This window comes from Echinicola shivajiensis (assembly GCF_018642165.1).
In the GTDB taxonomy this organism is placed as follows: domain Bacteria; phylum Bacteroidota; class Bacteroidia; order Cytophagales; family Cyclobacteriaceae; genus Echinicola; species Echinicola shivajiensis.
The window spans coordinates 223,409-246,420 of record NZ_JAHHZM010000009.1 but is presented as its reverse complement, the minus strand read 5'-3'; the positions used below and the strand labels follow the sequence as shown (position 1 = coordinate 246,420).

Genomic DNA, 23,012 nt, shown 5'->3' with positions numbered 1-23,012 from the left:
CTCCTTTCTATCCAACCATGCTCGAAAACAGGCAATTTGCACTATACCAGGGACGGCTATATTGTACAGGCCACTTCGATCTAAACGTCATTCCCTTTTGTGCGGTTGGGTACCAAATGTTAGGTCTCGAAATGACAAGTTCTGAGACAGCCTCTTTTCTATTTTTTTAAACCATTAGTGCTCTGGCATGGGCTCATTGGAATTGCCCATATCAGCAGCAACCTTCCAAGTTCCATCCGCCTGTTTTTTCCACACGGTTAAATACTTTCCATTCTCTACCATTGACATCCCTGTAGAATCTTCCATAGTCATACTATAGGTTCCAATGGTATATCCCAAATCACCAGAATTTGCGACCTCCACATGATTGGGCACCCATTCGATGCTAAAGCCCTCATCACTAAGTGGCCCTTCCATATTTGCTCTTATCTCATCCACACCACTAAAAGCCGGTGCATTGGACATTAACATTACCGCATCATTCTCAAAGAAACCAATAAATGCTTCAAAATCCTTGGCAGATGCTGACCAATCCAAATCAGCTTGTCTTAAGGAATTTTCAGCCTCAATTTTCATTTCTTCAGTGTTCTCTTCAGGAGCACCACAGGATAAGCACAGGAATAGGAAAACGACAATTAATACGCTATTTGATAAACCTTTCATGACATTCAATTAAAGGTTAACAATTGTATCTATAATGGGTAGGAAATAAGTCCTCCTACCAAAGACAATAAGGCTTTCATGCAAATAAATGATGAAGTCGGATTGGCCCATTGTACCTATTAGCCCTAAATACGCTGGTACAAATTTACAAAAAAATAGGTTGTTCACAGCAAACCAACCGCCCATAACTATTTGACAATTAATTAAAAAAAATATCACTAATAAATCACGTCCCTTTTGTATCAGATCCCATTCATCGATCTAATAAGTTTTGACTCATAAAAAATCCTCCTTTTCCCAAAAGGAAATTTAACTTATCCTACTCCAGTTGACAGCATGCTTCTTTTGGCTTTTGATTTGTCTAAGGACCATGGCATTTTGAGGAAGTTTTAAGTCGGCATCTTCCTGTATCAATTGCTGAGCGGCATCTCTGGCCATGGTAAGAATAGGAGCATCCTTACTCAAATCTGCTATCAGCAAATCTGCCACGCCACTTTGTTGGGTGCCCATCAGATCACCAGGACCACGTAATTTGAGGTCAACATCAGCAATTTCAAATCCATTATTGGTTCGCACCATGGTATCCAGCCTAACCCTACTATCCTTGGAGAGCTCGTATTTGCTCATCAAAATACAATAAGACTGCTCTGCCCCCCTACCTACCCGGCCCCTCAACTGGTGAAGCTGCGAAAGGCCGAACCGCTCGGCATTTTCTATGACCATCACAGAAGCATTGGGGACATTCACTCCCACTTCTATTACTGTAGTGGCCACCATTATCTTGGTTTCCCCTTTCACAAAACGCTGCATTTCGAATTCCTTATCCGCAGCCTTCATATTACCATGAACTATGCTGATTGGATATTGGGGAAAGGCACGACAAATGCTCTCATAGCCATCCATTAGGCTTTTAAGATCCAACTTTTCGGATTCATCTATCAGGGGATATACCACATATATCTGCCTTCCGAGTTCTATTTCCTTCTTCATAAAACCAAACACCTTCAAACGATCCCTATCAAAGCGGTGAACAGTCTGTATGGGTTTTCTCCCTGCTGGCATCTCATCAATTACTGAAATATCCAAATCTCCATAAAGGGTCATCGCCAAGGTACGTGGAATGGGCGTGGCTGTCATCACCAATACATGCGGATAATAATGGTTATTCTTAGCCCAAAGCTTTGCCCGTTGTGCCACTCCAAAACGATGCTGTTCATCCACTATCGCCAAGCCTAGATTATGGAACTTCACCACATCTTCCAACAAAGCGTGGGTACCTATTAGGATATGTAACTGCCCATTTAAGAGATCTGCATGTATCCGTTTTCTGACGGATTTCTTAGTGGAACCAGTCAAAAGATCTATCCTCAAGCCCATCATTTCGGCATACTCCTTCAATCCTTCAAAATGCTGGGTAGCCAAAATTTCCGTTGGAGCCATCAAACAGGTTTGTGTTCCAGAACTAATGGCGATCAAAGCACAAATAAAGGCCACCATGGTCTTCCCACTTCCCACATCCCCTTGGATCAATCTATTCATTTGCTTACCCGAACGCATATCCGCAAAGGATTCTTTAATTACCCGCTTTTGTGCATTGGTCAGCTCAAAGGGCAAATGATCCGTATAAAACTGGCTTACCAAATCAGTTTTCCCCAATACCTGTCCTTGGAACTTTTCGGTTCGGGTCAATTTTAACTTAAGCAGTCGCAGCTGCACAAAGAAAAACTCTTCAAACTTAAGGCGGTATCTGGCTCTTTTAAGGCGTTCAGGCTCATCAGGAAAGTGAATCTGTTTGATCGCATCTTTTTTGGGCATCAAATTGAATCGATGCATCACCTCAGCGGGTAAAGTCTCCTGAATCTGTGGATAGGCATTTTGGACCAAGACATCCATTATCCTCGAAATCCCCTTGCTATCGAGGTACCTGGCCCTCAATTTTTCGGTGGTTGGATATACAGGCTGGAAAAAACTCTTTTCTTCCTGGGCAGCCGTCAAAGGCTCCATCTCAGGATGGGCAATGCTAAACTTCCTCCCATATTGATTGGGCTTTCCGAAGAAAATATAAGATGCACCAGGAAGCAGTTTTTTGGCCACCCATTGGATCCCCTTAAACCAGGTCAATTCCATCTCTCCCGTTTCGTCCTCAATATAGGCGACCAAACGCTTCTTTCGTGCCAAACCCACAGTTTCTATTCTTCGGATTTTGCCTATTACCTGCACGTGCTCAAGGTTTCCATTGACCTGATTGATCTTATAGAATTTGGTACGGTCCTCATAGCGGAAAGGATAGTGCTGCAGGAGCTCCCCAAAAGTAAAAATATCTAGCTCCTTATTGATTAAGGCTGCTTTTTGTGGGCCTACCCCCTTTAGAAACTCAATTTTTGTATCAAAGAATCCCGGCAATTTCCTGCTTTCTTGGTGGTCAATTCAAACTCGGCCACAAATTAATTTTTAATACCGTGAAAAGCTATTGCTGCTTAATAATATTCCTTAGACAAATTCTAGCTGTGACATAAATCGTCCAAAATATTCCATCTGACACAACCAAAGAATTATCTACTCTTTACTGAACTTGCTTTTTCTTCTTCCATAAAACAGACAAACCCAATATGGGCCCAATGGCCAGCACGATAAAAAGGTAATGTGCATCCACTGCTCCTCTGAAATAATTCAAAAGCTGAATGCTAAAAATGGTCAGTGCAAATCCTAAACTATTCACAATGGTCAATGCCGTTCCTTTAAAATCTGCTGGAGCATTTTGTGCAACCATGGTAGAAAACAATGGTGAATCAGCCACTACTGCAAGCCCCCAGATCAAAAGGAATGTGATCAGAAGAATCGAGGAAGATTGAAGGAAAATCAGAGGCGATAACAAACAGCAAAAACCAGATATTGCCAAGGCCAATGAAGCTATCTTTTTGGCCCCTTGATTGATAGAAAGATAACCAGCCAAAATACAGCCTAAGCTCCCTATACCTATGATCAAAAAGGACCAAATCGATATATCCAGATGAACATCCGAATGTAAGTTACTATAGCTAAACAAAATAAATGGAACAAATGCCCAAAAGGCATACAGTTCCCACATATGCCCAAAGTATCCGATCGCTGCAGCTCTAAATTCCCTAATTCGAAACACTTTGAAAATAGCAGTTAAATCCAGACCAGTGGCCGCCTTTCTGTAAGGTCCATCTGGCACAAACCAACCGATCAAAAAACCTCCTAAAATGGCCAAAGCTGAAATAAAAACAACCACGTAAACCCAGGAAAGGTCACCTATAAATGCATGAAGAAAATGGGGAAAAGCCGTTCCCAAAACCAATGCACCAACCAAAAAGCCTAAAGATTTTCCCAATCCATGTTCATAGTAATCTGCCGCAATCTTCATTCCCACAGGATAAATCCCTGCCAAGCAAAAACCAGCCAAAAAACGCATGATTACTAAGCTTGCTAAAGTATTCCCAGGCCATACTAGGCCAAGATTAAAAAAACCTCCCAATAAGGTACAAAGCAAAAACACCTTAGAAGGAGAAAAACGGTCTGCAACACTTAAAAATGCAAATATCAATGTCCCAAAAATAAACCCCAACTGAACAGCTGAGGTAAGGTGACCTAAAGCAGTACTCCTTAGATCAAAGCTCTCCAAAAGACTCTCCATCACAGCATTGCTGGCAAACCAAATGGAAGTGCAGCAAAACTGGGCGAATACTATCAGTGGAAGAATTCTTTTAGCAGGCTTCATAAAAAAGGTTTAGGATTGGTAGAAAGAAGTGAACATTGGACAAAACTGTTTCTTATTTTTTCTTGCTCGATTTTGCCTGTGGATTAAATTTCAGGCATTTTTCCACCCAATACTCCAATTGTGGCTCCGTATCCACCACATTGCCGTCTATAAACACAAATCCCTTCATGCTTCTTCCGGTAAAATTCATCTCCATACAGCCCGCTTGCTTTAGGGCATCCTGATATTGATCAGGGCCCACCCTTGCCATAATTCGGTCTTCATGAACACCGATGCACATTTTTCCATTGACCATAAAACAAAGGCCACCCATCATTTTCTTTGCCTCAAAAGGCTTCCCTGCATGCTGTAAAACATGCTCTATCCGATCTGCTAAAAAGGTGTTGTATGCCATTACTTTTTATTTTGTGTAGAATGTAATTTAACCTTTTATATGGCTAAAATCAACTAAATAATGGTTTTATCGAAAGTATTAGTTCATGAATTACTGGATCCCTAATTCTCTATTCAATATAGAAAAGAACCTCTTAGCAGCTCACAATTCCATTTTCTTGATAGTATTAGTACGATGACTATTTCCTTTGAAAAATCTAATGATTTCATTCAAAAAATCCTTTTGGATATTCTACCATACCAGAGATATTTTGAAAAGCACCTGGATATAATTCCATTGCCATACAATTCTCACTTGGCACATCAAATGGAAGAGAGATGCCAAAATCACTTGCCCGTCTATATCCAAATCTTGGATAATAATCCGCATGGCCAAGCAGCACTATCCCCTTGAAGTCCATTTCCCGGGCTTTTCTATGGGCCTCTGATATCAATTTTCCTCCAATGCCCCTCCTTTGATATTCAGGCAACACACTTACTGGAGCCAAAGCGAGCGCTTCATGAGAGTGATGACCATCCTCAATTTTCACTTTGCTAAGTAAAATATACCCCAAAATCTGATTTCCGACTTCCGCTACCAACGAAAGTTCAGGAACAAAGCTATCAGAATCCATTAATCGGTCCACCAAAAACTGCTCCCGATGGTCGCTCATGGGCTCGTTTTGAAAAGATTCTTTTATAAGATTGAAAACCTCATGGTAATCTGAATTGGTTTCCTGCCTAATGCTAACATTCATATTTATCCCACAATTTGTTTCACATGATGGGCCATGTGATGAGCGTAATCACTGATCAAGAAAGCTAGATTTTCCTGTCGGTGTTCATTGATAAAAATGGGGATGTTAACCGTGTCTTCATCAAGGTTTGAAATAATTTGTACGATCCTTTGGTTCAACACCATCCAAAGTTGGAGGAGGGATTGCGTGTTGGTATGTTGGTAATCGTTTACACTTACCCATTCGTTTTGACGATAAGGATGTACAGAATAGACTGAGGAAGAAAATTGGATTTCCACAAAGCGTTGGATATTATGAATGGCCGAATCCACCAAGTGTCCTAAGATTTCCTTTTTGGACCATTTATGGGGGAATGCCTTGTACTCCATGACATTTTCGGGACAGTTTTGAACATAGCTATCCACTTGTTTTATAAGTTGGTTAATTTGATTTGCCTCCTTCATAGTTTACAGTTAGGTCTTTTTGGGATTAAGGACATCGATGATATTTTCTTTTAGAAGAATATGCAACCCTAGTCTTTCGTAGGACACACCCTCTTTAATTTTGTAGCTATAAGTTAGCTGATTCTCATCAATTTTGGCTTCGAAATCCATTTTTAATAATCACCACCCTTTTTGCTATTCTCTACTGACCTTAACCATTCTTGAAGTTCAGTTTCCATCTTTGAAGCCACAAAGGGCAATTGCTGGATAATGTTTTCCTTCTCGCTTGGGTCATTTAGCATATCATAAAGCTCCATGGGGCTGTCTGGTGCATCTCTTACCAATTTGTATTGTTTACTTACCCAAGAAACCCGGTGTTGATTCAAATAAATAAACCCAATAGGATTTTTCCTACTTTGGTCTTTCCCCAATAATAAGGGATAAAAGCTTTCACCATCTATTGGCCTTTTATCTGGATAGTCAATATCCAATATATCCAAAATAGTAGGTAAATAATCACTGGTCACAGCTGGAAAATCTGTTCTAGTTCCTCCCTCAATATGGCCTTCCCAAACTGCAAATGCAGGTACACGTACTCCTCCTTCATATAAACTTCTTTTCTTTCCCCTAAAAAGTCCAGCACTACCTGGAGTATTCACCTCAGGCCCATTATCACTGCAAAACAAAATCAGGGTATTTTTCGCTAACCCATTCTCCTCCAAATAATCCCAAAGCCTACCGATCTGTTCATCTAATGCGGTGATGGTTCCATAATACAATTGTTCCTCAAAACTTAAATTGGCATAAAGTTCACGATGCTGAATATCCGAGACTACTGGTAAATGGGGAGTATGAAACCAAATGCTCGTGAAGAATGGAGTGTCCTTTTCAAGGGATTGATCTATAAAGGGCAGAACCCTGTCCATGATTACCCTAGCATCGTCTCCCTCCAAATTATCATTGGCCATTTCTTCCTCTCCCACCCAATAAAAGGTACCATAGGCCTTGGAGGACCTACCTTCCTCAATGGCCTTCCAGCCATAGCGTAAGCTTTCCCCAGCTTCAAATTCCTCAGGAACCTTAAGTGGATCAAAAGTTGCCACCTTGGATTCGGAACAGAAATAGGTATCATAGCCATGCCAAGTCGGCAAGCTGTAATTCACTTCTTGATCAGGCCTCCCTCCCCTATTCCCATCCTTAGTTTCCTTGGTCAGTGTTCCTAGATGCCATTTTCCAAAATGTCCAGTAGCATAGCCTTTTTCTTTGAGCAATTCAGGAAGGGTGATCTCCTCCTTTTTCATATGTCCCTCATTAGCATTTCCAATACCCAGTCGCAAGGGGTTCCTTCCAGTAATATAACTCGCACGGGTCGGTGAACACACAGGACCAGCACTATAGAAACGATCAAAAACCATCCCCATACCTGCAAGTCTGTCCATATTGGGGGTTTTTATCCCTTTATTACCGTTAAAGCCTGCATCCATATAACCTTGATCATCTGTCATGATCATGATAATATTTGGATTTTGCGCATAAGCATATAGTTGCTGAAATAGTAAAAAAATTAAAATCAATCCACTTTTGTAATGGTTCATATACTTGTCTTTTCCTTCCTGCTTATTAACAAATTTGATTTCAATATACAATTACTTTGTCCACTACCAATTGTCTGGAAGCCTCCCCATCCTTCAGTTTGTACTGTATCTGTCTAGTCTTTTTTCCGCCCTCGATCGGAAATCTCCTAACCAAGCTATTCTCGACCACTGCAAAGGCATCATTCCCCTCGTAGCCAGCAAAGGCATCAGCATTATCCTTTAACTCAGGAACAGCTACCATACTCATGGATTTACCATTATTCACAGAATAAGCTATTAGGTGACCATAGCCCTCAGCGTCTTTAGTGTAAATAAAAATCTCTGGACTTCCGTCAACATTTAAATCCCCAACTTCAGCATTTATCACCTCTCCAACCAAATCATGGGTATACGGGCCCTTATCTATCTCCACGCCCGGCACCTCAATGCTCAATTTTCCAGCCCTTGCTTCAAGAATAAATATATCATCAAATAAACTTAATGACTTCACATAGTCCCTGGAATCCATTTGGGATTTATCCAGTTCATCATCCAGTTTGGAATAAGTACCAGCGATGCTAGCTCCACCAGAGCAGAAAAAATACAGCGCCCCTTCATCTTCTTTGTTTTCTGTACTGATCACCAAGGAATCATCCTGAATTCTAAAAAGCACTGTTTTACCATTCTCATACGTTTTCAAGGTATTTTCATCTACAATCAAAGCATTGGTGTCATAGGTGCAGCTGGGCTTTTTCTTATCAGACCTGGACCGAATGCTCACCCTCATGTAGAATTTGTCCAATGGGGTAATTTGAACAGCAACCCAATCATGACCATCTCCACGCTTAGAATAGCCATCATCTACATAATTTCCCTTCATAGCAGGGCTTGGGGAATCTACAATCTCTACTCCCCCAGAAGGATTCTCTTTTTCTACTACTTCCTCATTCTTTGAATTTTCTTGACAGGAAAATAAGAGTATGGAAAATAAAAATAAAGGAATTGCACTGAACCTATTCATAACTACCAAAATTAGAAGACTGTCTCATAATAATATCAAATCATCAATGACCTGAAAATTATGAGACAGCCTCATTTTAAATTAATCTTTTTATTAGGCATTTTGATTAAAACTCACCATCCAGTTGATTCCGAACTTATCAGTTAACATTCCAAAATAATCGCCCCAGAAAGTATCCGCCATGGGCATGGTTACCTGACCTCCATTGGACAATCCTCCAAACAGTTTATCTGCCTCATCCTTGGTATCCGCTGTAATCGAAACGGATATATTATTACCTATCACAGTCTGGGGAGCCCAATCTCCACCTACATCGCTGCCCATCAAAATGGTATGCGAGCCTATAGGCAAGGAAACATGCATGATTTTATTGCTTTCTTCCTCTGACAAGGTTACACCGTCTTGAGGAGGCATTTCGGAAAACCTACCCAGATAAGTAAATTCTCCACCAAAAACAGATTTGTAAAAGTTAAATGCTTCCTCACAATTTCCAAGGAAGTTCAAATAGGGGTTTAAAGTTGCCATGATAATTTGGGTTTTGTTATCAAAAATTCTATTAATCCAATTTACTATATGTGTCTTTAATTTACCAGATTTAACACCTGACAATTAATCAATTAGCATATCCAACTATCTTACCCAGCCTAACCGAGGTAGGCTGAGTTTATAACGGACCGCAACGATCCTAATAGTAATGACCAATGACATACAGATAATCAAATTAGTATCCCTTGGCACCGAAAGTTCTCTCAACAATAAATACAATAATGAACCTGAAAGACAGGCTGTGGCATAAATTTCTCTCCTAAGCAGCACTGGAGTTAAATTACACAAGGTATCCCTGATCACACCTCCCATAATGGCAGAAACCATACCCAAAATGGCCGCAATTTCCCAGCCGTGCCCCAAACTCAAGACTTTCTCAGTACCCAAAACCGTAAACAAGCCAATTCCCAAGGCATCGAAGAGCATCAAGGTCTTGCGTAGTTTGGACATGATCTTAAAAAAAAATATAGCGGTCAAAACCCCAACTATTATGCTGTATAGATAATTAATATCATCGATCCACGCCAATGGATATGCTCCCAACAGCATATCCCTAAGACTTCCTCCTCCAATAGCCGTGATAAAGCCCATAAACCCAGCCCCAAAAACATCATGCTCACTGTCTTGAACAGCTAAAGCACCTGAAATGGCAAAGAAGTAGGTTCCCACCAACTCCATGATATATTGAAGGTTCATACAGTATTGCGTTAAAAAGAATTTTGCTTAAAGATAGAAATAACCCGCGTGTTCTGCATTGCACAAATAAGAATCATCCAAGATTTATTTTAACTTTCGCATTACAAAAACTCCCATGGCCCGCTGTTCATGCACCAAAACAGACTTGGGAGATTCCAAATGAACCAGGTGGTGCTTGTCCATGACATTTTCCAACAAATCTGCGGTCAGCAAAAATCGTTTTGATCCATCTGGAAGTTGATAAACCCCGTCATTTATTTCCTTGGAAGCTGACTGCATTCCTCCAAATCCAGTCGTCATTCTCAAAAACAAAATACCACCAGGCTCCAATACCCTGACCATTTCACTAAAAAGCTGGTAAAAATGGACTGTACTTTGAGCAAAATGCAATACCGCAGAGCTGATCACGGCTTGGAAGGCACCCATATGGAAAGGCATATCCTCCACCCCTGCCACCTGAAACCTCAACAAATCATACTTAGGCTGCAATGTCCTGGCATAGGTCCTGGCCATTTGCACTGCAGTGGGATTCTGATCCACGCCAAAGACCTGAAAACCAGACCTAATCAAATAGACCAAATTTCTTCCTTCACCACATCCTGCATCAAGAATTCTCATTTCAGGGGTAAAACGGCCCTTTAAAATTTGATCCAAGAGGTAAATATCGATATTGCCCAGTAATTGGTTTAATTCGGGTATATTCATGCTTCTAATTGTTCTAGGGATTTCAGGGCCAATTGCTTACCTGATGCGATCAATTCCTTTGCCCGATAAAACTCAAAAGTACCACATTGTTTTCTGGACATCTGCACCACAAGGTCTGCAGGGTAAGTATGTAAGATATAATCAGAAAGCTTGTCCTGCATCAATTCAAAGGACAAATTCATCAGGTCTAAAAAGCTGGTATTTTTTGGCTTTTCTTTCTTTTCCTGCGGAAAATACTTGGTCATTTTATTCCTGTATTCATTTACCCAAGCGGGTACAATAATCAGGGAGCTCTCCTTGCTTCTTGGGCTTTCCCAATTGATTGGAGATACAGGGGCATTTACATTGGATACCATAAGCAGCTCATTTCCATGGCCTATTGCAAGGTTCATTGGAATAGGATTTAAAACGGCCCCGTCCACATATTCATTTGCCCCTATTGGAAATGGTTTAATTACTGTCGGTATGGCAGCCGACGCCCTGATGGCCTCAAATAGTTTTCCTTCTTTAAAAAGCATTTCTTCACCACTGTGGATGTCCACAGCATTACAGGAAAATGGTATGGGTAAATTTTCTATTAAATCATCTCCTACCAGTGCTTCTACCTCTTGAAAAACTTTATTGCCCTTGATAAATCCCCTGGTCGAAAGTGTAAAGTCCATCAGGGAAAATACATCTATACGATCCAAATTGCAGATCCAATCCTTATACACAGGCAACTTTCCCTTGGCATAAATCCCCCCAATCAATGCCCCCATGGAACAACCAGCTATGGACTTTATCGTATAGCCCTGCTCTTCCAACGCCTCTATTACTCCAATATGGGCCAATCCTCGCGCTCCACCACTGGAAAGCACCAATGAAACAGTTTTATTTTGCATGGTAATTTTTAAAAGAATCTGTTACTTTCATGACAGCTTATCAAATACTCACCCAAAGTTAGAAAATATGCAAGACTACAATCCTTTTCACTTGGCTTTTCCCATAAAAGATATTGGGACTACCCGGGCCTTTTATCAGGATATCTTGGGCTGCGAGATAGGCAGAAGCACGGACAAATGGATTGATTTCAATTTCTTCGGTCACCAACTATCTGCCCATGTAAAACCTGAAGAACTTATGTCTGCCCAAACTAATGAGGTAGATGGCAATCAGGTTCCTGTGAGACATTTTGGAGCAGTACTTTCCTGGGACCAATGGCATGAACTAGCTGAAAAACTAAAAAGGGAAGGTATTGAATTTATCATTGAACCTGGCATCCGCTTTCAAGGAAAAGTTGGTGAACAGGCTACCATGTTCTTTTTGGACCCTAGTGGAAATGCATTGGAGTTCAAATCCTTCAAAGATCCTAGGCAGATTTTTGCCAAATAGGTGAAACTGACTAGGATGCTCAGTTCTAGTAAGACTGAACATCGCCTAGGTAAATAGATAATTAGGTCTTTTGTCAGGCTGAGTGGAGCTGAAGCCCAAAACACAAAAAAAGTGCTCTTACAAACATCAAGAGCACTTAATATTACTTGAATTGAAAAATCAGTTCAATCCTCTATAAATAAATTCTTCTGCCCTCGGTATGGCTTTGCTGGGCGGCTTCTATAATCTTTAAGGTTTGTACTGCTTCCTGTGGCTGAACCAATAAGGTCTCCTTGCCATTCAATACCTGGGCAATATTTTTATAGTAAGCTGGATAATCTCCTTTCAAGGTTGGATAGGGATAGCTTTCATGGGCTAGAAATACCTCACCCCAGCCTGATTCTGGTTCTTCTCCCCAACCATCCCCACCAGGTATAATTCCTGCTTTCAAGGCTGCTTCCTGCACATCCAAACCAAACTTGCTATAAGACCCTTTATCTCCTAATACGAGGAACTTGGGCAATTTGGCATTCATGAGTATACTAGCTGTTAACCTCACCTTGGTATGCTCATACATCATGGTGATGTCAAAAAAATCATCGGCATCAACCTCCTTACGCTGTTTGAGGATCTCTGCATATACCCATTTAGGCTGCCCAAAAAGTATAAGCGCCTGATCAATCAGGTGAGCTCCCAAATCGTATAATATCCCGCTTCCAGGAACTTCCTTTTCCCTCCAATTATGATTGGGTTCAGGTCTAAACCGATCAAAATGGGATTCGAAATGAACAATATTTCCCAGCACCTTTTCATTGAGGAGTTTTTGGACGGTTTGGAAATCCCCATCCAAACGCCTGTTCTGATAGGCTGTGAGAACAAGCCCCCTTTCATTGGCCATTTCTATCAATTCCTCAGCCTCTGAGGAACTCACAGTGATGGGCTTATCCACAACCACATGCTTGCCTGCTTCCAAAGCAGCCTTTGCCTGGGGGAAATGCCATTCATTAGGCGTACAGATGACCACCAGTTCCACCTCCGAATGTTCCAGCATGGCTGCCAAGCTCTTGTACACCGTCACATGGGGATAATCTTCCTTGGACTTTTCTTGGTGCCGCTCTACTACTGCAATCAGGTCTAGCAGGGGCTCTTGTTGAATCAATGGGGCATGCATGGTTTCTGCAACCTTCCCAAAACCTACCAGCCCGGTTTTTATGGTTCTAGTCATTTATAAATTCATTTCTATGGCCTTCCGCATTAGCTCTACGCTATTGTTTACGCCCAATTTATTATGAATATTTTTCCTATGGGTTTCCACCGTATACACACTTAAAAATAACTCCTCGGCAATGCCATGGTTACTATTGCCATCCTTGATCAGCTTAAGAATCTGCAGTTCCCTGCGGGACAATTTAAACTTCTGCTTATAAGCATCAAAGTATTGGTCTTCATCCACCTGCTTAAGCACCCGTTCGAAATGCATCACATGATGTCCCTCAAAAACCTCCCTAATGGTATAAATCAACTCATCTGGATCGGCATCCTTAAGCACATAAGCATTCACTCCCTGCTTTTGGCATTTTTTAAAAATATCCTCATCATCGTACATGGAAAGTACGATCATTTTGATCTTGATTTTTTGCTTGTTGATTTGTTCTATGGCCCCCAATCCATCCATGCCCGGCATGTTCATATCCGTCAACACCACATCAACCTTATTATTTTTTACAAACTCTACCAAATCCTTACCATTGGAAAAAATGGACAGGATTTCCATATCTTCTTCTTTTTCCAATAGATTGGCAATGCCCTTAGCAAACATTTTATGGTCATCGGCAAGTACTAGACGGATCATTATTTATGGATTTTGGTAAAAAAGCCTATAGACAATGCTAAAATAAGCAGTTTTAATGGATTACTTTACCAAATCCAAATAATTTACATGAGTGATTATGCAGGAACCCTTAACTTAATTGCAGTTCCTTCCCCTATCTCTGAATGGATATCCAATTCCCCACCGATCGTTTCTATCCTTGATTTAAGGTTGTGCAAGCCCATACCCTTGGACTTATCCTCGGTATTGAATCCCTTGCCATCATCTACTATTTGCAGGGAAAATTCATCGCCCAATTTCAAAAGGTTGATGGAAATGGTTTGGGGCTCGGCATGCTTAATGATATTATTCAAACATTCCTGTACCACACGGATTAGGACCAGTTTGGCATCCTGCTCCAGGATTAATCCATTGACCTGACTTACCAGCTGGGTTTTACAAAATCCGGACTTTTCTATTTTCTCCAACTCGCCGGCAACAAAATCCTGGATTTGCACCTCCTTCACCCAGTCAAGGTTCAACCTTTTGGACAGGGACCGCACCTCTTTTATGGCCTGGTTGATCAGCCGCTTTCCTTCAGAGAAGTTTTCAGGATCTGGCTGATTGAGGGTCAGCTTGGTGAGGGAAAGCAACTGCCCAAGGTTATCATGTAATTCCTGCCCAATAAAGGACAGGGTTTGTTCCTGGATCTCCTTTTCCACGCCCAAAATGGTCTTCTCATATTCCGCCTTTAGCTGATCCATCTTTTGCTTATTGCGAAACTGTTGTTGTCTATGAAAGAGAACCAACACTACAATAAAACTACACATAACCAATGTGATCAACACACCGGCTGTAATCAAGAAAATAAATTGTGCTGGATCTGAAGTCATACAGGAAATTCTTAAGTGATAAAATACTTACCCCTGAATACTTTTGGAGCGTAAAATGCTAAGCCCATTACCAGATAACTGACTCCTGCTAATAACCTGTTCAGGTCAAACAAGGAGATTACAAAAGCCCGATAATCAGCTTTCAATAAATATGAAAAACTGGCCCAGATTAAAAATGTACTGGAATAATAAAAAAACAACATGGTAATAATCCAGAAATAGGGAATGGACAACAGATTTGAATTTATATAATCGTTTCTGGTAAAGACCTTATAGTAAAATGAAATGCTAAATAAAATGATCACCAAACTACCATATAAAAGCATATAATGCTGAAAAATTTCTGTGACAGGCTGAAAAAATAATGAGTCAATAATCCCCAAAATAAATAAAAGTAAAATCGATATATCAATTCTTCTTTTCATCCTTTCGGATAAAAAAACCATCCTAAAAAACCTTAAATAGAGTGGAATCAATAAATAAATGCCTACTAAATTATATACAATGGAATTATTGTTATCATGAGTTTCATTGAGGTTTTTAATTGTTAACGCAATGTATTCCTGGAATACAACAATTACAAAAATTGAAAAAATCAGAAGATGGGCTTTACGATATTGCCTGTCAGTCTTAAAGACAAAAACTGACAGGCTAGCTATTAATCCCAAAATTATTGTGTAGAAATACAGATCAAAAGTCATTTCATATTGGATTTCTCACAAAAATAAAGGTATTAACAACCTGGAGGGCATATACCTCCATAATTATAAGCATAATCTCTCTCGGCATCTGTACTTTTTTCCTCCTCGGAAGTAGCTTCAGCAACTAATTTTTCATCTCCAGGGAGCATAGCCAAGGTTAGTCTACCAACATATTCCTCTCCCAATTCTTCACCAAACGATTCATCGTATTGGCTAAAATAAAACCTGATACCTCCTTTACCTTCATCAAGGACTTTCTGGATTTCTTCTCTACTGAACCAAATCCAATCGGTTTGATCCGTAATTTCCTTCCCGTCCTTACCTATACCGGTAAGTCCCTTTTTGATTTCTTTTTTGTACTTGCTGGTAATTTCGTCAAACTGTTTTTTGGTGATTTTTTCTTTCTTTTTACCATCCATGGTTTAAAATTGTTTAAGTGTAGTCTTATTTATTGTGCTGTGGTTGTTAAGTAACAATTAAAATTACAAAATTAGTTGAATTTACGGTCAACAAATAGAAAAGGAGTGTAAAACGAAATACTAAATGTTAAATACATTAAGCCAGCAAATACCCTATTAAGCCCTAGCCAGGGTTTTAAAACCACATAATCGATCCCAGGAAAGAAATGGTTTACACCAAACAATAAAATCACCTCTATATAAAAGAAAATAAGGACAGTAACTATCCAAAAATGCGGTACAGCAACCAAGTTCGAATCTGAATATGTCCTTAGCTTAATAACTTGATACAAAAATCTCCCTGCCAAAAACAGAATAAACAAACCAAATGGCACTAAACTATAATACTGGAATACTTTGTCAATAGGCTGCAAGTAAACGGAATTAATAATCCCCCAAATATATAGGCCTCCAAATACCAAATTTGTCCTTTGCTTGAACTTTCTATTAACTTCCAATAATTGTAAATAAGAAACAAGCAGAAAAGACTGTAAATAAGTACCACAGATATTATAAAGTAAAACATTGTTGATTCCTTTACTACTCGTAAAATAGCCTGCTGCTTCCAAGAAAAACACAAATGCCAGTGTAAACAGCAAAATCTTATGCGCAGTTCGGTAGGCTGGTTTTTGATAGAAGTAGTAAATAAAGCTTCCTATTAAACTACTTAGAATTACTCCCAAATAAGCGATTTGACTCATAATTATTGCATTTTTCCGATACGGCAATTTAGGTTCTTTCGCCTTATTGGGAAATACCGTGATCACGGTATTTTTCACACTGTCAATTGATTACCACCCTATAGCAGGCATTTACCAAGGTTTACTGGTACTTATCAATCTATAAAATGCATGTCATCGTGACGAAAGAGATTGCTGTCAAAATAGAATTTTATACGAATTACTAATCCCTGTCATCCTGACGAAAGGAAGGATCTCCTCCGGAAATGCGATGCTACAAAGAGACTACCATCCCAATTGCGAATTATAAAGGTAGAAAAATACTACTCCTTTGTACTGAGGACTGAGCCCAGACACGGCTAAAGCGAGGCTGTCTTAAATCTTGTCATTTACCTTAGGAGAAATCTCTAGACTTATTTACTACTGAAAATAAGTCGCTTGAAATTCTTCCTAACGTCAGCATAACACAAAAAAACGACAAATGAGACAGCCTCATTTTTTTATCATTAGAGCTGAAAGCGCTGGCTTACTTAGTCCCGCAGCACAGCTGACGGGACAGCAAAGTCTTCTAAAAATAGTTTCAAAAAAAAAGCGTTCTGCCAAAACAGAACGCTTTTAAATATTCATTATGAAAACAGATTAAGCCAATTTCTTAGCTTCTTCTTTTTCTTGCTCAATTTCCTTTTTCATCAAATCCACCACAATTGGAGAAGCGATATAAATAGACGAGTAAGTACCAATCAATACCCCGATAAACAAGGCAAAGGAGAATCCTCTCAATACTTCACCACCAAAGATCAATAGTACGATCACCACGATCAAGGTAGTAGCAGAAGTAATCAAGGTTCTGGACATGGTTTGGTTGATCGCTTCATTGAACATTTTCACCAATTTGGAAGTACCTCTATTGGCGATATTCTCCCTGATACGGTCAAATACAATCACGGTATCATTGATGGAATAACCTATCACGGTCAATACCGCTGCAATGAAAACCTGGTCGATTTCAAATGAAGCACCGAAAGCACTTGCGATAGCAAAGGCAGCTACTACGAACAAGGTATCATGTACCAAGGCGATGATAGAAGCCAATGAATATTGCCACTTACGGAATCTCAATAAGATATAAAGGAAGATAGCAACCAAAGCAAAGAACATCGCTTCCATAGAAGAGTTCTTGATATCATCGGCCACTGTAGCACCCACCTTAGACGAACCAGCAATAGCAAATGAACTATCATCCAATTGACCGGCATCATCGATATATTGAAGGCCAGTAATACTGGCAATTCCTTCGATTACCTTGCTTTCCACTTCACTGTTCGCCTCATCAGAATCATCATTGATGAGGTAAGAAGTAGTTACTTTGATGACATTATTGGCACCATAAGTCTTCGCTTCTACAGATCCTTCAAATTGCTTGTCCAAGCCTACTTTAAGTTCTGAAGGAACAATTGGCTGGTTGAACTCAACGATATAAGAACGACCTCCGGTGAAGTCCACACCAAACTTAAGACCATTGATAACAGCGAAGGCCAAACCGATCACGATGATGGCAGAAGAAATAATATAGGCCACCTTTCTCTTACCCATGAAGTCCAAATTAAGATTGCTGAACAAGTTCTTAGAGAATGGGGTAGCAAAAGAAATCTTGCTTTGATCACCTTTCTTGCTCAACCAGTAAACGATCACTCTAGTGATAAATACAGCTGAGAAGAATGAAGAAGCAATACCGATCATCAATACGATGGCAAAGCCTTTCACTGGACCTTGACCCAATGCATAAAGGATAGCACCTGTCAAGAAGGTAGTTACGTTTGAATCGAGAATCGCACTAAAAGCCTTATTATAACCACTGCTGATAGCTTGCAATAAGCCAGACCCTGCTGCCAGTTCTTCCTTGATCCTTTCAAAAATCAATACGTTGGCATCAATGGACATACCGATCGTCAATACAATACCTGCAATACCAGGAAGGGTCAATGCCGCTCCAAGCTGAGCTAGGATACCCAAGATAAAGAAGATGTTGAATACCAAAGCGGCAGTAGCGATAAAACCACCCTTAGCATAGTAAGCAATCATGAACAATACCACAATGGCCAAACCGGCAATGATGGAATTGATACCTTGAGCCTGTGCTTCTTTACCCAATGTTGGACCGATGATGGCCTCTTCTACGATTTTGGTAGGTGCAGGTAAAGTACCTGACTTCAAAATATTCGCCAAATCCTTGGCTTCTTCAATGGTAAAGTTACCAGTGATGCTAGACTGTCCATTAGGAATCTCACCAATGATGTTTGGCGCAGTATATACATAATTGTCAAGAACAACCGCAATTCTTCTACCGACATTTTCGGCAGTCATTTTTCTCCATTTTCTAGCTCCTTCAGCATTCATACTCATGCTCACAGCAGGATTAGAAGACTCATCCAAAGTCTGGCTGGCATCGGTGATCACATCACCTTCCAAAGGAGCCTGCTCAGTACCTCTAGGAGTTTCGATAGCATGAAGTTCCAATAAGTCAAGACCATCAGCCTCTCTAGGCTTTACGGACCACATAAAGGTCAATGTTCTAGGGATGATAGACTGGATATCTTCTCTTTTAAAGATTTTGTTAATGGCCATGGTGTCTTTCACCTCATAGACCAAACCATAGTTAGCTTTCAATAGAGAGAATAATGGTGAAACCTGAGAAGAAAGTGAATCAGTTTCATCACCACCTTCTGCCAATTGACGCTCAAGGTCAGTTAGGGTAGAATCACCCTCTACAGTATCTTCAGATGCAGCGGCTGCTGGCTTCTTGTTGGCCTGGGCTTCTGCTACCAATACTCCATTGATTCTTTGCAATACATCACCATATTCATTGATCTCTGCCACTTTCCAGAACTGAAGCTTGGCTACGCCTTGCAATAAACTTCTTACCCTTTCTTGGTTATCCACACCTGGCAATTCGATCTGGATACGGCCAGTTCCCTGGATTCTCTGAATATTAGGCTGAGAAGTACCGAAACGGTCAATACGCGTTCTCAAGATATTAAAAGAACGTTCGATGGCGTTTTCAATTTCACCGTCGATAATTTCCAAAATTTCGCTGTCAGAAGTTTCCAATGAAATTCTTCCTCTGTTAGCAGCAGTAGCATAAATGCTGTTCAGAGACTGTCCACCTGACTTTTCTTGCCAAGCACTGTAGAATAGATCTACAAATTTCTCATCAGAGGTTTTTGCGGCCTCATTGGCTTCCTCAATAGCAGCATTAAATGCCTCATTTTTGCTGTTTCCAGCTAATCCTTTTACAATCTCAACCGGAGATACAGCAAGTGTAACGTGCATACCACCCTGAAGGTCAAGGCCAAGTCCCAATTCAGTTTCCTTTACTTCTTTGAAAGTATAATTAGCACCTAGGAACTTATAAACTGGCTCTCTCCAAACAGAGTCTAGGTAAGATTGTTTCTTTGCGAAATCCAAATTGCCATCAGCATCTGTAGCATAGGCAATGGCGTCCTTTTGGACGTTACTTGATACGTAGGTAAATGACAGATAGTACAAACATAATGCTGTAACAATCACTGTCAAAAACACAATGATCCCTTTGTTTTGCATGATTTACTTAAATAAATATAATTTGTTATTGAATTCTAATTGATGCGCGCAAATGTACCATTCGCTGCTAGGAAGGAAAAAATGGGCAATGCCTTAAGGTGCGTTGGGAGAAATTATCCGTTCTAGGAGAACTTCTAAAAAATGACTTGGATATTTGGCCATATAGGCCTGAGGCACGAATTCTTGTTCTTCGAAACCTACAATTTCATAAATCAAATGCATGGTACTTTGTGCTACCATGGAGGCAAAAGGAACCACTACTGCATCAGAAGCAACATCCAAAAAGGTCTGGTGTTTCTGATTGTCCTGATCTGAATCGGACTGCTGTTGCATTTTCACTTCGCAAGACTGTTGATCATGCGTAGGAATAAACAAATGGGAATTGGAAATCAGAAAGCAGCATAGTGCCACCAAAAGGACGCTGATCCTTTTTTGCACTAGTGTACGTTGATTTCTTTTATTCTCCATAGAAAGCAAATGTAGGTAATTTTTGAAATAAAATCAGTTTTTTGGAAAAATACCTTTTCCAAAACTCCTGTTTTAAGTCAGAATTATAAGGCTTCATATGAAACATCATGTAACAAACTAACAATCAACACACTGATTTTAGGGACCATTAAATCAACAGCCCTTATCCTGTTAAACTTTGATGATTATATTCTTTTTCCACATCCAATAAGCAGGAACAAACAAAATCACCATCATCAGTAAGGCTCCTCCCAGGGAGGCGTTTTTGGGAGAAAGCCAGCCGTTGAACAACAATTCCTGTAAAAAGAGTTTCAAACTCACCATTTCCCCATGGTACGACACCTTGGCATAAGCAAAAAGCTTGGCAATAATCCCAGAGAGGAAAAATACCGTAATGGCATTCATTCCATAAATCACAAATGGTTTGGACCAGCTTTGCCAGCCTTTAATATCCAACAGCCAATAACATGCAGCCAAGGCCAAAAAGGCCCAACCAGCAGTATAAAGCACAAAGCTGCTTGTCCATAAGGATTTGTTGATGGGGAAAACAAAGGACCATAAATAGCCTATCGCCAGACATCCCAAGCCCCATTGTAGCCAGCTTTTCATCCTCTTCTGATCTTCTTTTGATTGCTTAAGTACTTTTCCAGCCACTATTCCCAAAAGGCAGGTTACTATAGCGGGCAGAGTGGAAAATAGCCCTTCAGGATCCCATGTCTTGGTTTGGGACCACATGTGCCCAGTTAGAATTTGCTGATCGATCCAAGCAGCCAAGCTAGTTCCAGGCTCTAAATTCGCCGCACCAATTCCAGGCACAGGAATAAAACTCATACAGATCCAGTAAAGCATCAAAATCACTGTAGCGCTGATCAGTAACTGCTTTCTGGACAGATAAAGATACATCAAGCTGGCAAAGAAATATACCAGTCCAATGCGCTGTAAAACCCCAGGAAACCGTAGCGTACTCAAATCAAAATATGGAATTGCTGTTAGCAATAAACCTAGCCCTATTAATTTTAATGACCTGAATAGGGCCTTTTTAATTATAGCTTTTTTCTCAATTCCCTTTTTCAGCTGAGCACCCAGAGACAACTCCATGGCCACTCCAACTATAAAAAGGAAAAATGGAAATATTAAATCAGTCGGGGTACAGCCATGCCATTTGGCGTGTAATAGTGGCGGATAGACTGCTGACCATGAACCTGGATTATTGACCAGGATCATTGCAAAAATGGTAATCCCCCTAAGCACATCTAACGCTAATACTCTTTTGCTCCCCATAAAATATCCTTTGCTAAAATTTGGTTTGAAAGATATCGAATTTTCAGTCCCAATTCATTTCAGCAAGTCAATTCTTCGGCGATTACCCGAATAAACCAGGCAAAATCACTGAAAACAGTGAGCGGTGTTTGCAATTTTTATAAAGGACTAGAATTTGCAGTTCAAACAAATTCAATTTTGACAGCAATCTCCCTGTCATACTGAGCATAGCGAACCTGTCTGCCAAAGGTAGAGAGTCTCTTCGCAGCATCACATTACAAAAAGAGATCCTTCTTGGCGTCAGGATGACGTTCTTACATTTTCCCGATAAACCCGCTTTATAAAGACAAATTGGCATCCAGCTCTGCTACACAGCGTTTGATCAAAGTAACGGTATTAAAGTAGAAATCCTGATTGACTTTTTCAAAAGTGTCGGTTGGCTTGTGATAATCCGCATGGTCCTCCACGCCAAAATACACGAAAGGAATCCCTTTTTCATGAAAAGCAGCATGGTCCGAAGCACTGGTCCAGTCATCATGCCCCGTATTTGGCAGATCATGGCCAAACATTAGACTTACCTGCTCACCCTTGGCGGCGTTTTCCAAAATGGACTTTAAATTGGGATAATGCTTGGTACCCGCAGCATAAATTTCATTTTGCTCATTCCTACTGATCATATCCATATTAATATTGAGCATCACCTGGTCCAGAGGAAAAGGAAAATCCTTGACCAGTGCCTTAGCTCCCTGCAATCCCCTTTCCTCAGCATCTAATGCGGCAAATACCATGGAATGCTTAGGAGGGTTCTCGGCAAAATATTCTGCCAGAGCCAATAACCCTGCAGTTCCAGAGGCATTATCATCGGTCCCATTATAAATTTCACCATCCTTCACCCCCAAATGATCATAATGGGCAGTAATGACGATTATCTTTTCGGACTCTTCTCCAGGAATAAAAGCTACTATATTGGCTGCATTTTCCACTTTGTTTTCCACTCCAAAACTAAAATACTGGGTATAATCACTAAACTGACTGGACAGTCCTAAGGATGAAAATCTTTTTTTGATAAACTCTTGTGTTTTTTTACTTCCCACACTCAAAGGAGCCCTTCCTGCTAGCTCATCAGAGGACAGGTATTTTAGGTCAGCAATAAGTTGATTTCTATCCAGATCTTGCGCCTCTAAAAAAGTGGGGCTGAGTATGAAAAGTATTAAAATGAGTATTTTTGACATTTTCATGTGATTATCGATTGTTGGCTACCAGTATTAAAGTGAAAATACTAATTTAGTCTTT

General features: G+C 40.3%; 23 protein-coding genes. 1 reads left to right on the top strand and 22 read right to left on the bottom strand.

The annotated features are described in order from the left end of the window. Nucleotides 1-174: 174 nt before the first annotated feature. The 12 genes from KMW37_RS15960 to KMW37_RS15905 all read right to left on the bottom strand — a co-directional run bounded on the left by KMW37_RS15960 (nucleotide 175) and on the right by KMW37_RS15905 (nucleotide 11,380). Nucleotides 175-663: a YybH family protein gene (locus KMW37_RS15960; RefSeq protein ID WP_215225643.1), complete on the bottom strand. Its 489-nt coding sequence runs from the start codon at nucleotides 661-663 to the stop codon at nucleotides 175-177. Between the two features lie 309 nt (nucleotides 664-972). Next, nucleotides 973-3,066, bottom strand: a complete 2,094-nt coding sequence (gene recG, locus KMW37_RS15955) for an ATP-dependent DNA helicase RecG (protein ID WP_215225642.1) — start codon at nucleotides 3,064-3,066, stop codon at nucleotides 973-975. A gap of 160 nt (nucleotides 3,067-3,226) precedes the next feature. Beyond that, the gene (locus tag KMW37_RS15950) at nucleotides 3,227-4,405 is read right to left on the bottom strand and encodes an MFS transporter (protein WP_215225641.1); all 1,179 of its coding nucleotides are present in this window, start codon (nucleotides 4,403-4,405) and stop codon (nucleotides 3,227-3,229) included. Nucleotides 4,406-4,457: 52 nt separating this feature from the next. Continuing rightward, a complete protein-coding gene (locus tag KMW37_RS15945; RefSeq protein WP_215225640.1) occupies nucleotides 4,458-4,799 on the bottom strand; it encodes a TfoX/Sxy family protein in 342 nt (113 codons plus the stop codon). A gap of 205 nt (nucleotides 4,800-5,004) precedes the next feature. Further along, nucleotides 5,005-5,535, bottom strand: a complete 531-nt coding sequence (locus KMW37_RS15940) for a GNAT family N-acetyltransferase (protein WP_215225639.1) — start codon at nucleotides 5,533-5,535, stop codon at nucleotides 5,005-5,007. 2 nt (nucleotides 5,536-5,537) lie between these two features. Continuing rightward, nucleotides 5,538-5,978: a DinB family protein gene (locus KMW37_RS15935; protein WP_215225638.1), complete on the bottom strand. Its 441-nt coding sequence runs from the start codon at nucleotides 5,976-5,978 to the stop codon at nucleotides 5,538-5,540. A gap of 152 nt (nucleotides 5,979-6,130) precedes the next feature. Further along, entirely contained in the window at nucleotides 6,131-7,552 is a 1,422-nt protein-coding gene (locus KMW37_RS15930) for a sulfatase family protein (RefSeq protein WP_215225637.1), read from the bottom strand. Nucleotides 7,553-7,592: 40 nt separating this feature from the next. Next, complete coding sequence (locus tag KMW37_RS15925; RefSeq protein ID WP_215225636.1) at nucleotides 7,593-8,552, bottom strand: hypothetical protein; 960 nt, start codon at nucleotides 8,550-8,552, stop codon at nucleotides 7,593-7,595. 93 nt (nucleotides 8,553-8,645) lie between these two features. Continuing rightward, complete coding sequence (locus KMW37_RS15920; RefSeq protein ID WP_215225635.1) at nucleotides 8,646-9,077, bottom strand: VOC family protein; 432 nt, start codon at nucleotides 9,075-9,077, stop codon at nucleotides 8,646-8,648. Between the two features lie 105 nt (nucleotides 9,078-9,182). Then, on the bottom strand, nucleotides 9,183-9,794 hold the full coding sequence (locus KMW37_RS15915) for a trimeric intracellular cation channel family protein (protein WP_215225634.1): 612 nt from the start codon (nucleotides 9,792-9,794) through the stop codon (nucleotides 9,183-9,185). Between the two features lie 84 nt (nucleotides 9,795-9,878). Beyond that, nucleotides 9,879-10,499, bottom strand: coding sequence for a class I SAM-dependent methyltransferase (locus KMW37_RS15910; RefSeq protein ID WP_215225633.1), 621 nt, complete (start codon nucleotides 10,497-10,499; stop codon nucleotides 9,879-9,881). Then, the gene (locus KMW37_RS15905) at nucleotides 10,496-11,380 is read right to left on the bottom strand and encodes a patatin-like phospholipase family protein (RefSeq protein WP_215225632.1); all 885 of its coding nucleotides are present in this window, start codon (nucleotides 11,378-11,380) and stop codon (nucleotides 10,496-10,498) included. The genes KMW37_RS15910 and KMW37_RS15905 overlap by 4 nt, the downstream gene beginning before the upstream one ends. A 67-nt stretch (nucleotides 11,381-11,447) precedes the next feature. On the opposite strand from KMW37_RS15905, the gene KMW37_RS15900 reads away from it, so the two are divergent. Continuing rightward, nucleotides 11,448-11,870 (top strand): VOC family protein, encoded by a 423-nt coding sequence (locus tag KMW37_RS15900; RefSeq protein WP_215225631.1) that lies wholly within the window; start codon nucleotides 11,448-11,450, stop codon nucleotides 11,868-11,870. 172 nt (nucleotides 11,871-12,042) lie between these two features. Here the strand turns inward: KMW37_RS15900 and KMW37_RS15895 are convergent, their stop codons facing one another. The 10 genes from KMW37_RS15895 to KMW37_RS15850 all read right to left on the bottom strand — a co-directional run bounded on the left by KMW37_RS15895 (nucleotide 12,043) and on the right by KMW37_RS15850 (nucleotide 22,951). Continuing rightward, nucleotides 12,043-13,074, bottom strand: a complete 1,032-nt coding sequence (locus KMW37_RS15895; RefSeq protein ID WP_215225630.1) for an oxidoreductase — start codon at nucleotides 13,072-13,074, stop codon at nucleotides 12,043-12,045. Continuing rightward, nucleotides 13,075-13,701, bottom strand: a complete 627-nt coding sequence (locus tag KMW37_RS15890; protein WP_215225629.1) for a response regulator transcription factor — start codon at nucleotides 13,699-13,701, stop codon at nucleotides 13,075-13,077. Between the two features lie 95 nt (nucleotides 13,702-13,796). Continuing rightward, nucleotides 13,797-14,552: a sensor histidine kinase gene (locus tag KMW37_RS15885; protein WP_215225628.1), complete on the bottom strand. Its 756-nt coding sequence runs from the start codon at nucleotides 14,550-14,552 to the stop codon at nucleotides 13,797-13,799. An 11-nt stretch (nucleotides 14,553-14,563) separates the two neighbouring features. Then, nucleotides 14,564-14,977: a hypothetical protein gene (locus KMW37_RS15880; protein WP_215225627.1), complete on the bottom strand. Its 414-nt coding sequence runs from the start codon at nucleotides 14,975-14,977 to the stop codon at nucleotides 14,564-14,566. Between the two features lie 308 nt (nucleotides 14,978-15,285). Beyond that, nucleotides 15,286-15,672 carry a hypothetical protein gene (locus KMW37_RS15875; RefSeq protein ID WP_215225626.1) on the bottom strand — a complete coding sequence of 129 codons (387 nt, stop codon included), beginning with the start codon at nucleotides 15,670-15,672 and terminating at the stop codon, nucleotides 15,286-15,288. 71 nt (nucleotides 15,673-15,743) lie between these two features. Next, nucleotides 15,744-16,412: a hypothetical protein gene (locus tag KMW37_RS15870; RefSeq protein ID WP_215225625.1), complete on the bottom strand. Its 669-nt coding sequence runs from the start codon at nucleotides 16,410-16,412 to the stop codon at nucleotides 15,744-15,746. Between the two features lie 618 nt (nucleotides 16,413-17,030). Further along, nucleotides 17,031-19,991, bottom strand: coding sequence for a protein translocase subunit SecDF (gene secDF, locus KMW37_RS15865; protein WP_215225624.1), 2,961 nt, complete (start codon nucleotides 19,989-19,991; stop codon nucleotides 17,031-17,033). Nucleotides 19,992-20,084: 93 nt separating this feature from the next. Continuing rightward, nucleotides 20,085-20,459, bottom strand: a complete 375-nt coding sequence (locus KMW37_RS15860; protein ID WP_246581529.1) for a hypothetical protein — start codon at nucleotides 20,457-20,459, stop codon at nucleotides 20,085-20,087. A gap of 171 nt (nucleotides 20,460-20,630) precedes the next feature. Then, nucleotides 20,631-21,740: an acyltransferase family protein gene (locus KMW37_RS15855; RefSeq protein WP_215225622.1), complete on the bottom strand. Its 1,110-nt coding sequence runs from the start codon at nucleotides 21,738-21,740 to the stop codon at nucleotides 20,631-20,633. Between the two features lie 317 nt (nucleotides 21,741-22,057). Next, a complete protein-coding gene (locus KMW37_RS15850) occupies nucleotides 22,058-22,951 on the bottom strand; it encodes a M28 family peptidase (protein ID WP_215225621.1) in 894 nt (297 codons plus the stop codon). Nucleotides 22,952-23,012 lie beyond the last annotated feature (61 nt).

What these genes read in the sequence shown, in the direction of transcription:
- secDF (WP_215225624.1), bottom strand. Translation starts at nt 19,991, where the DNA reads ATGCAAAACAAAGGGATCATTGTGTTTTTGACAGTGATTGTTACAGCA.
- KMW37_RS15900 (WP_215225631.1), top strand. Translation starts at nt 11,448, where the DNA reads ATGCAAGACTACAATCCTTTTCACTTGGCTTTTCCCATAAAAGATATT.
- KMW37_RS15910 (WP_215225633.1), bottom strand. Translation starts at nt 10,499, where the DNA reads ATGAATATACCCGAATTAAACCAATTACTGGGCAATATCGATATTTAC.
- KMW37_RS15855 (WP_215225622.1), bottom strand. Translation starts at nt 21,740, where the DNA reads ATGGGGAGCAAAAGAGTATTAGCGTTAGATGTGCTTAGGGGGATTACC.
- KMW37_RS15935 (WP_215225638.1), bottom strand. Translation starts at nt 5,978, where the DNA reads ATGAAGGAGGCAAATCAAATTAACCAACTTATAAAACAAGTGGATAGC.
- KMW37_RS15895 (WP_215225630.1), bottom strand. Translation starts at nt 13,074, where the DNA reads ATGACTAGAACCATAAAAACCGGGCTGGTAGGTTTTGGGAAGGTTGCA.
- KMW37_RS15915 (WP_215225634.1), bottom strand. Translation starts at nt 9,794, where the DNA reads ATGAACCTTCAATATATCATGGAGTTGGTGGGAACCTACTTCTTTGCC.
- KMW37_RS15905 (WP_215225632.1), bottom strand. Translation starts at nt 11,380, where the DNA reads ATGCAAAATAAAACTGTTTCATTGGTGCTTTCCAGTGGTGGAGCGCGA.
- KMW37_RS15885 (WP_215225628.1), bottom strand. Translation starts at nt 14,552, where the DNA reads ATGACTTCAGATCCAGCACAATTTATTTTCTTGATTACAGCCGGTGTG.
- KMW37_RS15860 (WP_246581529.1), bottom strand. Translation starts at nt 20,459, where the DNA reads ATGGAGAATAAAAGAAATCAACGTACACTAGTGCAAAAAAGGATCAGC.
- KMW37_RS15850 (WP_215225621.1), bottom strand. Translation starts at nt 22,951, where the DNA reads ATGTCAAAAATACTCATTTTAATACTTTTCATACTCAGCCCCACTTTT.
- KMW37_RS15960 (WP_215225643.1), bottom strand. Translation starts at nt 663, where the DNA reads ATGAAAGGTTTATCAAATAGCGTATTAATTGTCGTTTTCCTATTCCTG.
- KMW37_RS15875 (WP_215225626.1), bottom strand. Translation starts at nt 15,672, where the DNA reads ATGGATGGTAAAAAGAAAGAAAAAATCACCAAAAAACAGTTTGACGAA.
- KMW37_RS15925 (WP_215225636.1), bottom strand. Translation starts at nt 8,552, where the DNA reads ATGAATAGGTTCAGTGCAATTCCTTTATTTTTATTTTCCATACTCTTA.
- KMW37_RS15880 (WP_215225627.1), bottom strand. Translation starts at nt 14,977, where the DNA reads ATGAAAAGAAGAATTGATATATCGATTTTACTTTTATTTATTTTGGGG.
- KMW37_RS15945 (WP_215225640.1), bottom strand. Translation starts at nt 4,799, where the DNA reads ATGGCATACAACACCTTTTTAGCAGATCGGATAGAGCATGTTTTACAG.
- KMW37_RS15940 (WP_215225639.1), bottom strand. Translation starts at nt 5,535, where the DNA reads ATGAATGTTAGCATTAGGCAGGAAACCAATTCAGATTACCATGAGGTT.
- KMW37_RS15950 (WP_215225641.1), bottom strand. Translation starts at nt 4,405, where the DNA reads ATGAAGCCTGCTAAAAGAATTCTTCCACTGATAGTATTCGCCCAGTTT.
- KMW37_RS15890 (WP_215225629.1), bottom strand. Translation starts at nt 13,701, where the DNA reads ATGATCCGTCTAGTACTTGCCGATGACCATAAAATGTTTGCTAAGGGC.
- KMW37_RS15930 (WP_215225637.1), bottom strand. Translation starts at nt 7,552, where the DNA reads ATGAACCATTACAAAAGTGGATTGATTTTAATTTTTTTACTATTTCAG.
- KMW37_RS15920 (WP_215225635.1), bottom strand. Translation starts at nt 9,077, where the DNA reads ATGGCAACTTTAAACCCCTATTTGAACTTCCTTGGAAATTGTGAGGAA.
- KMW37_RS15870 (WP_215225625.1), bottom strand. Translation starts at nt 16,412, where the DNA reads ATGAGTCAAATCGCTTATTTGGGAGTAATTCTAAGTAGTTTAATAGGA.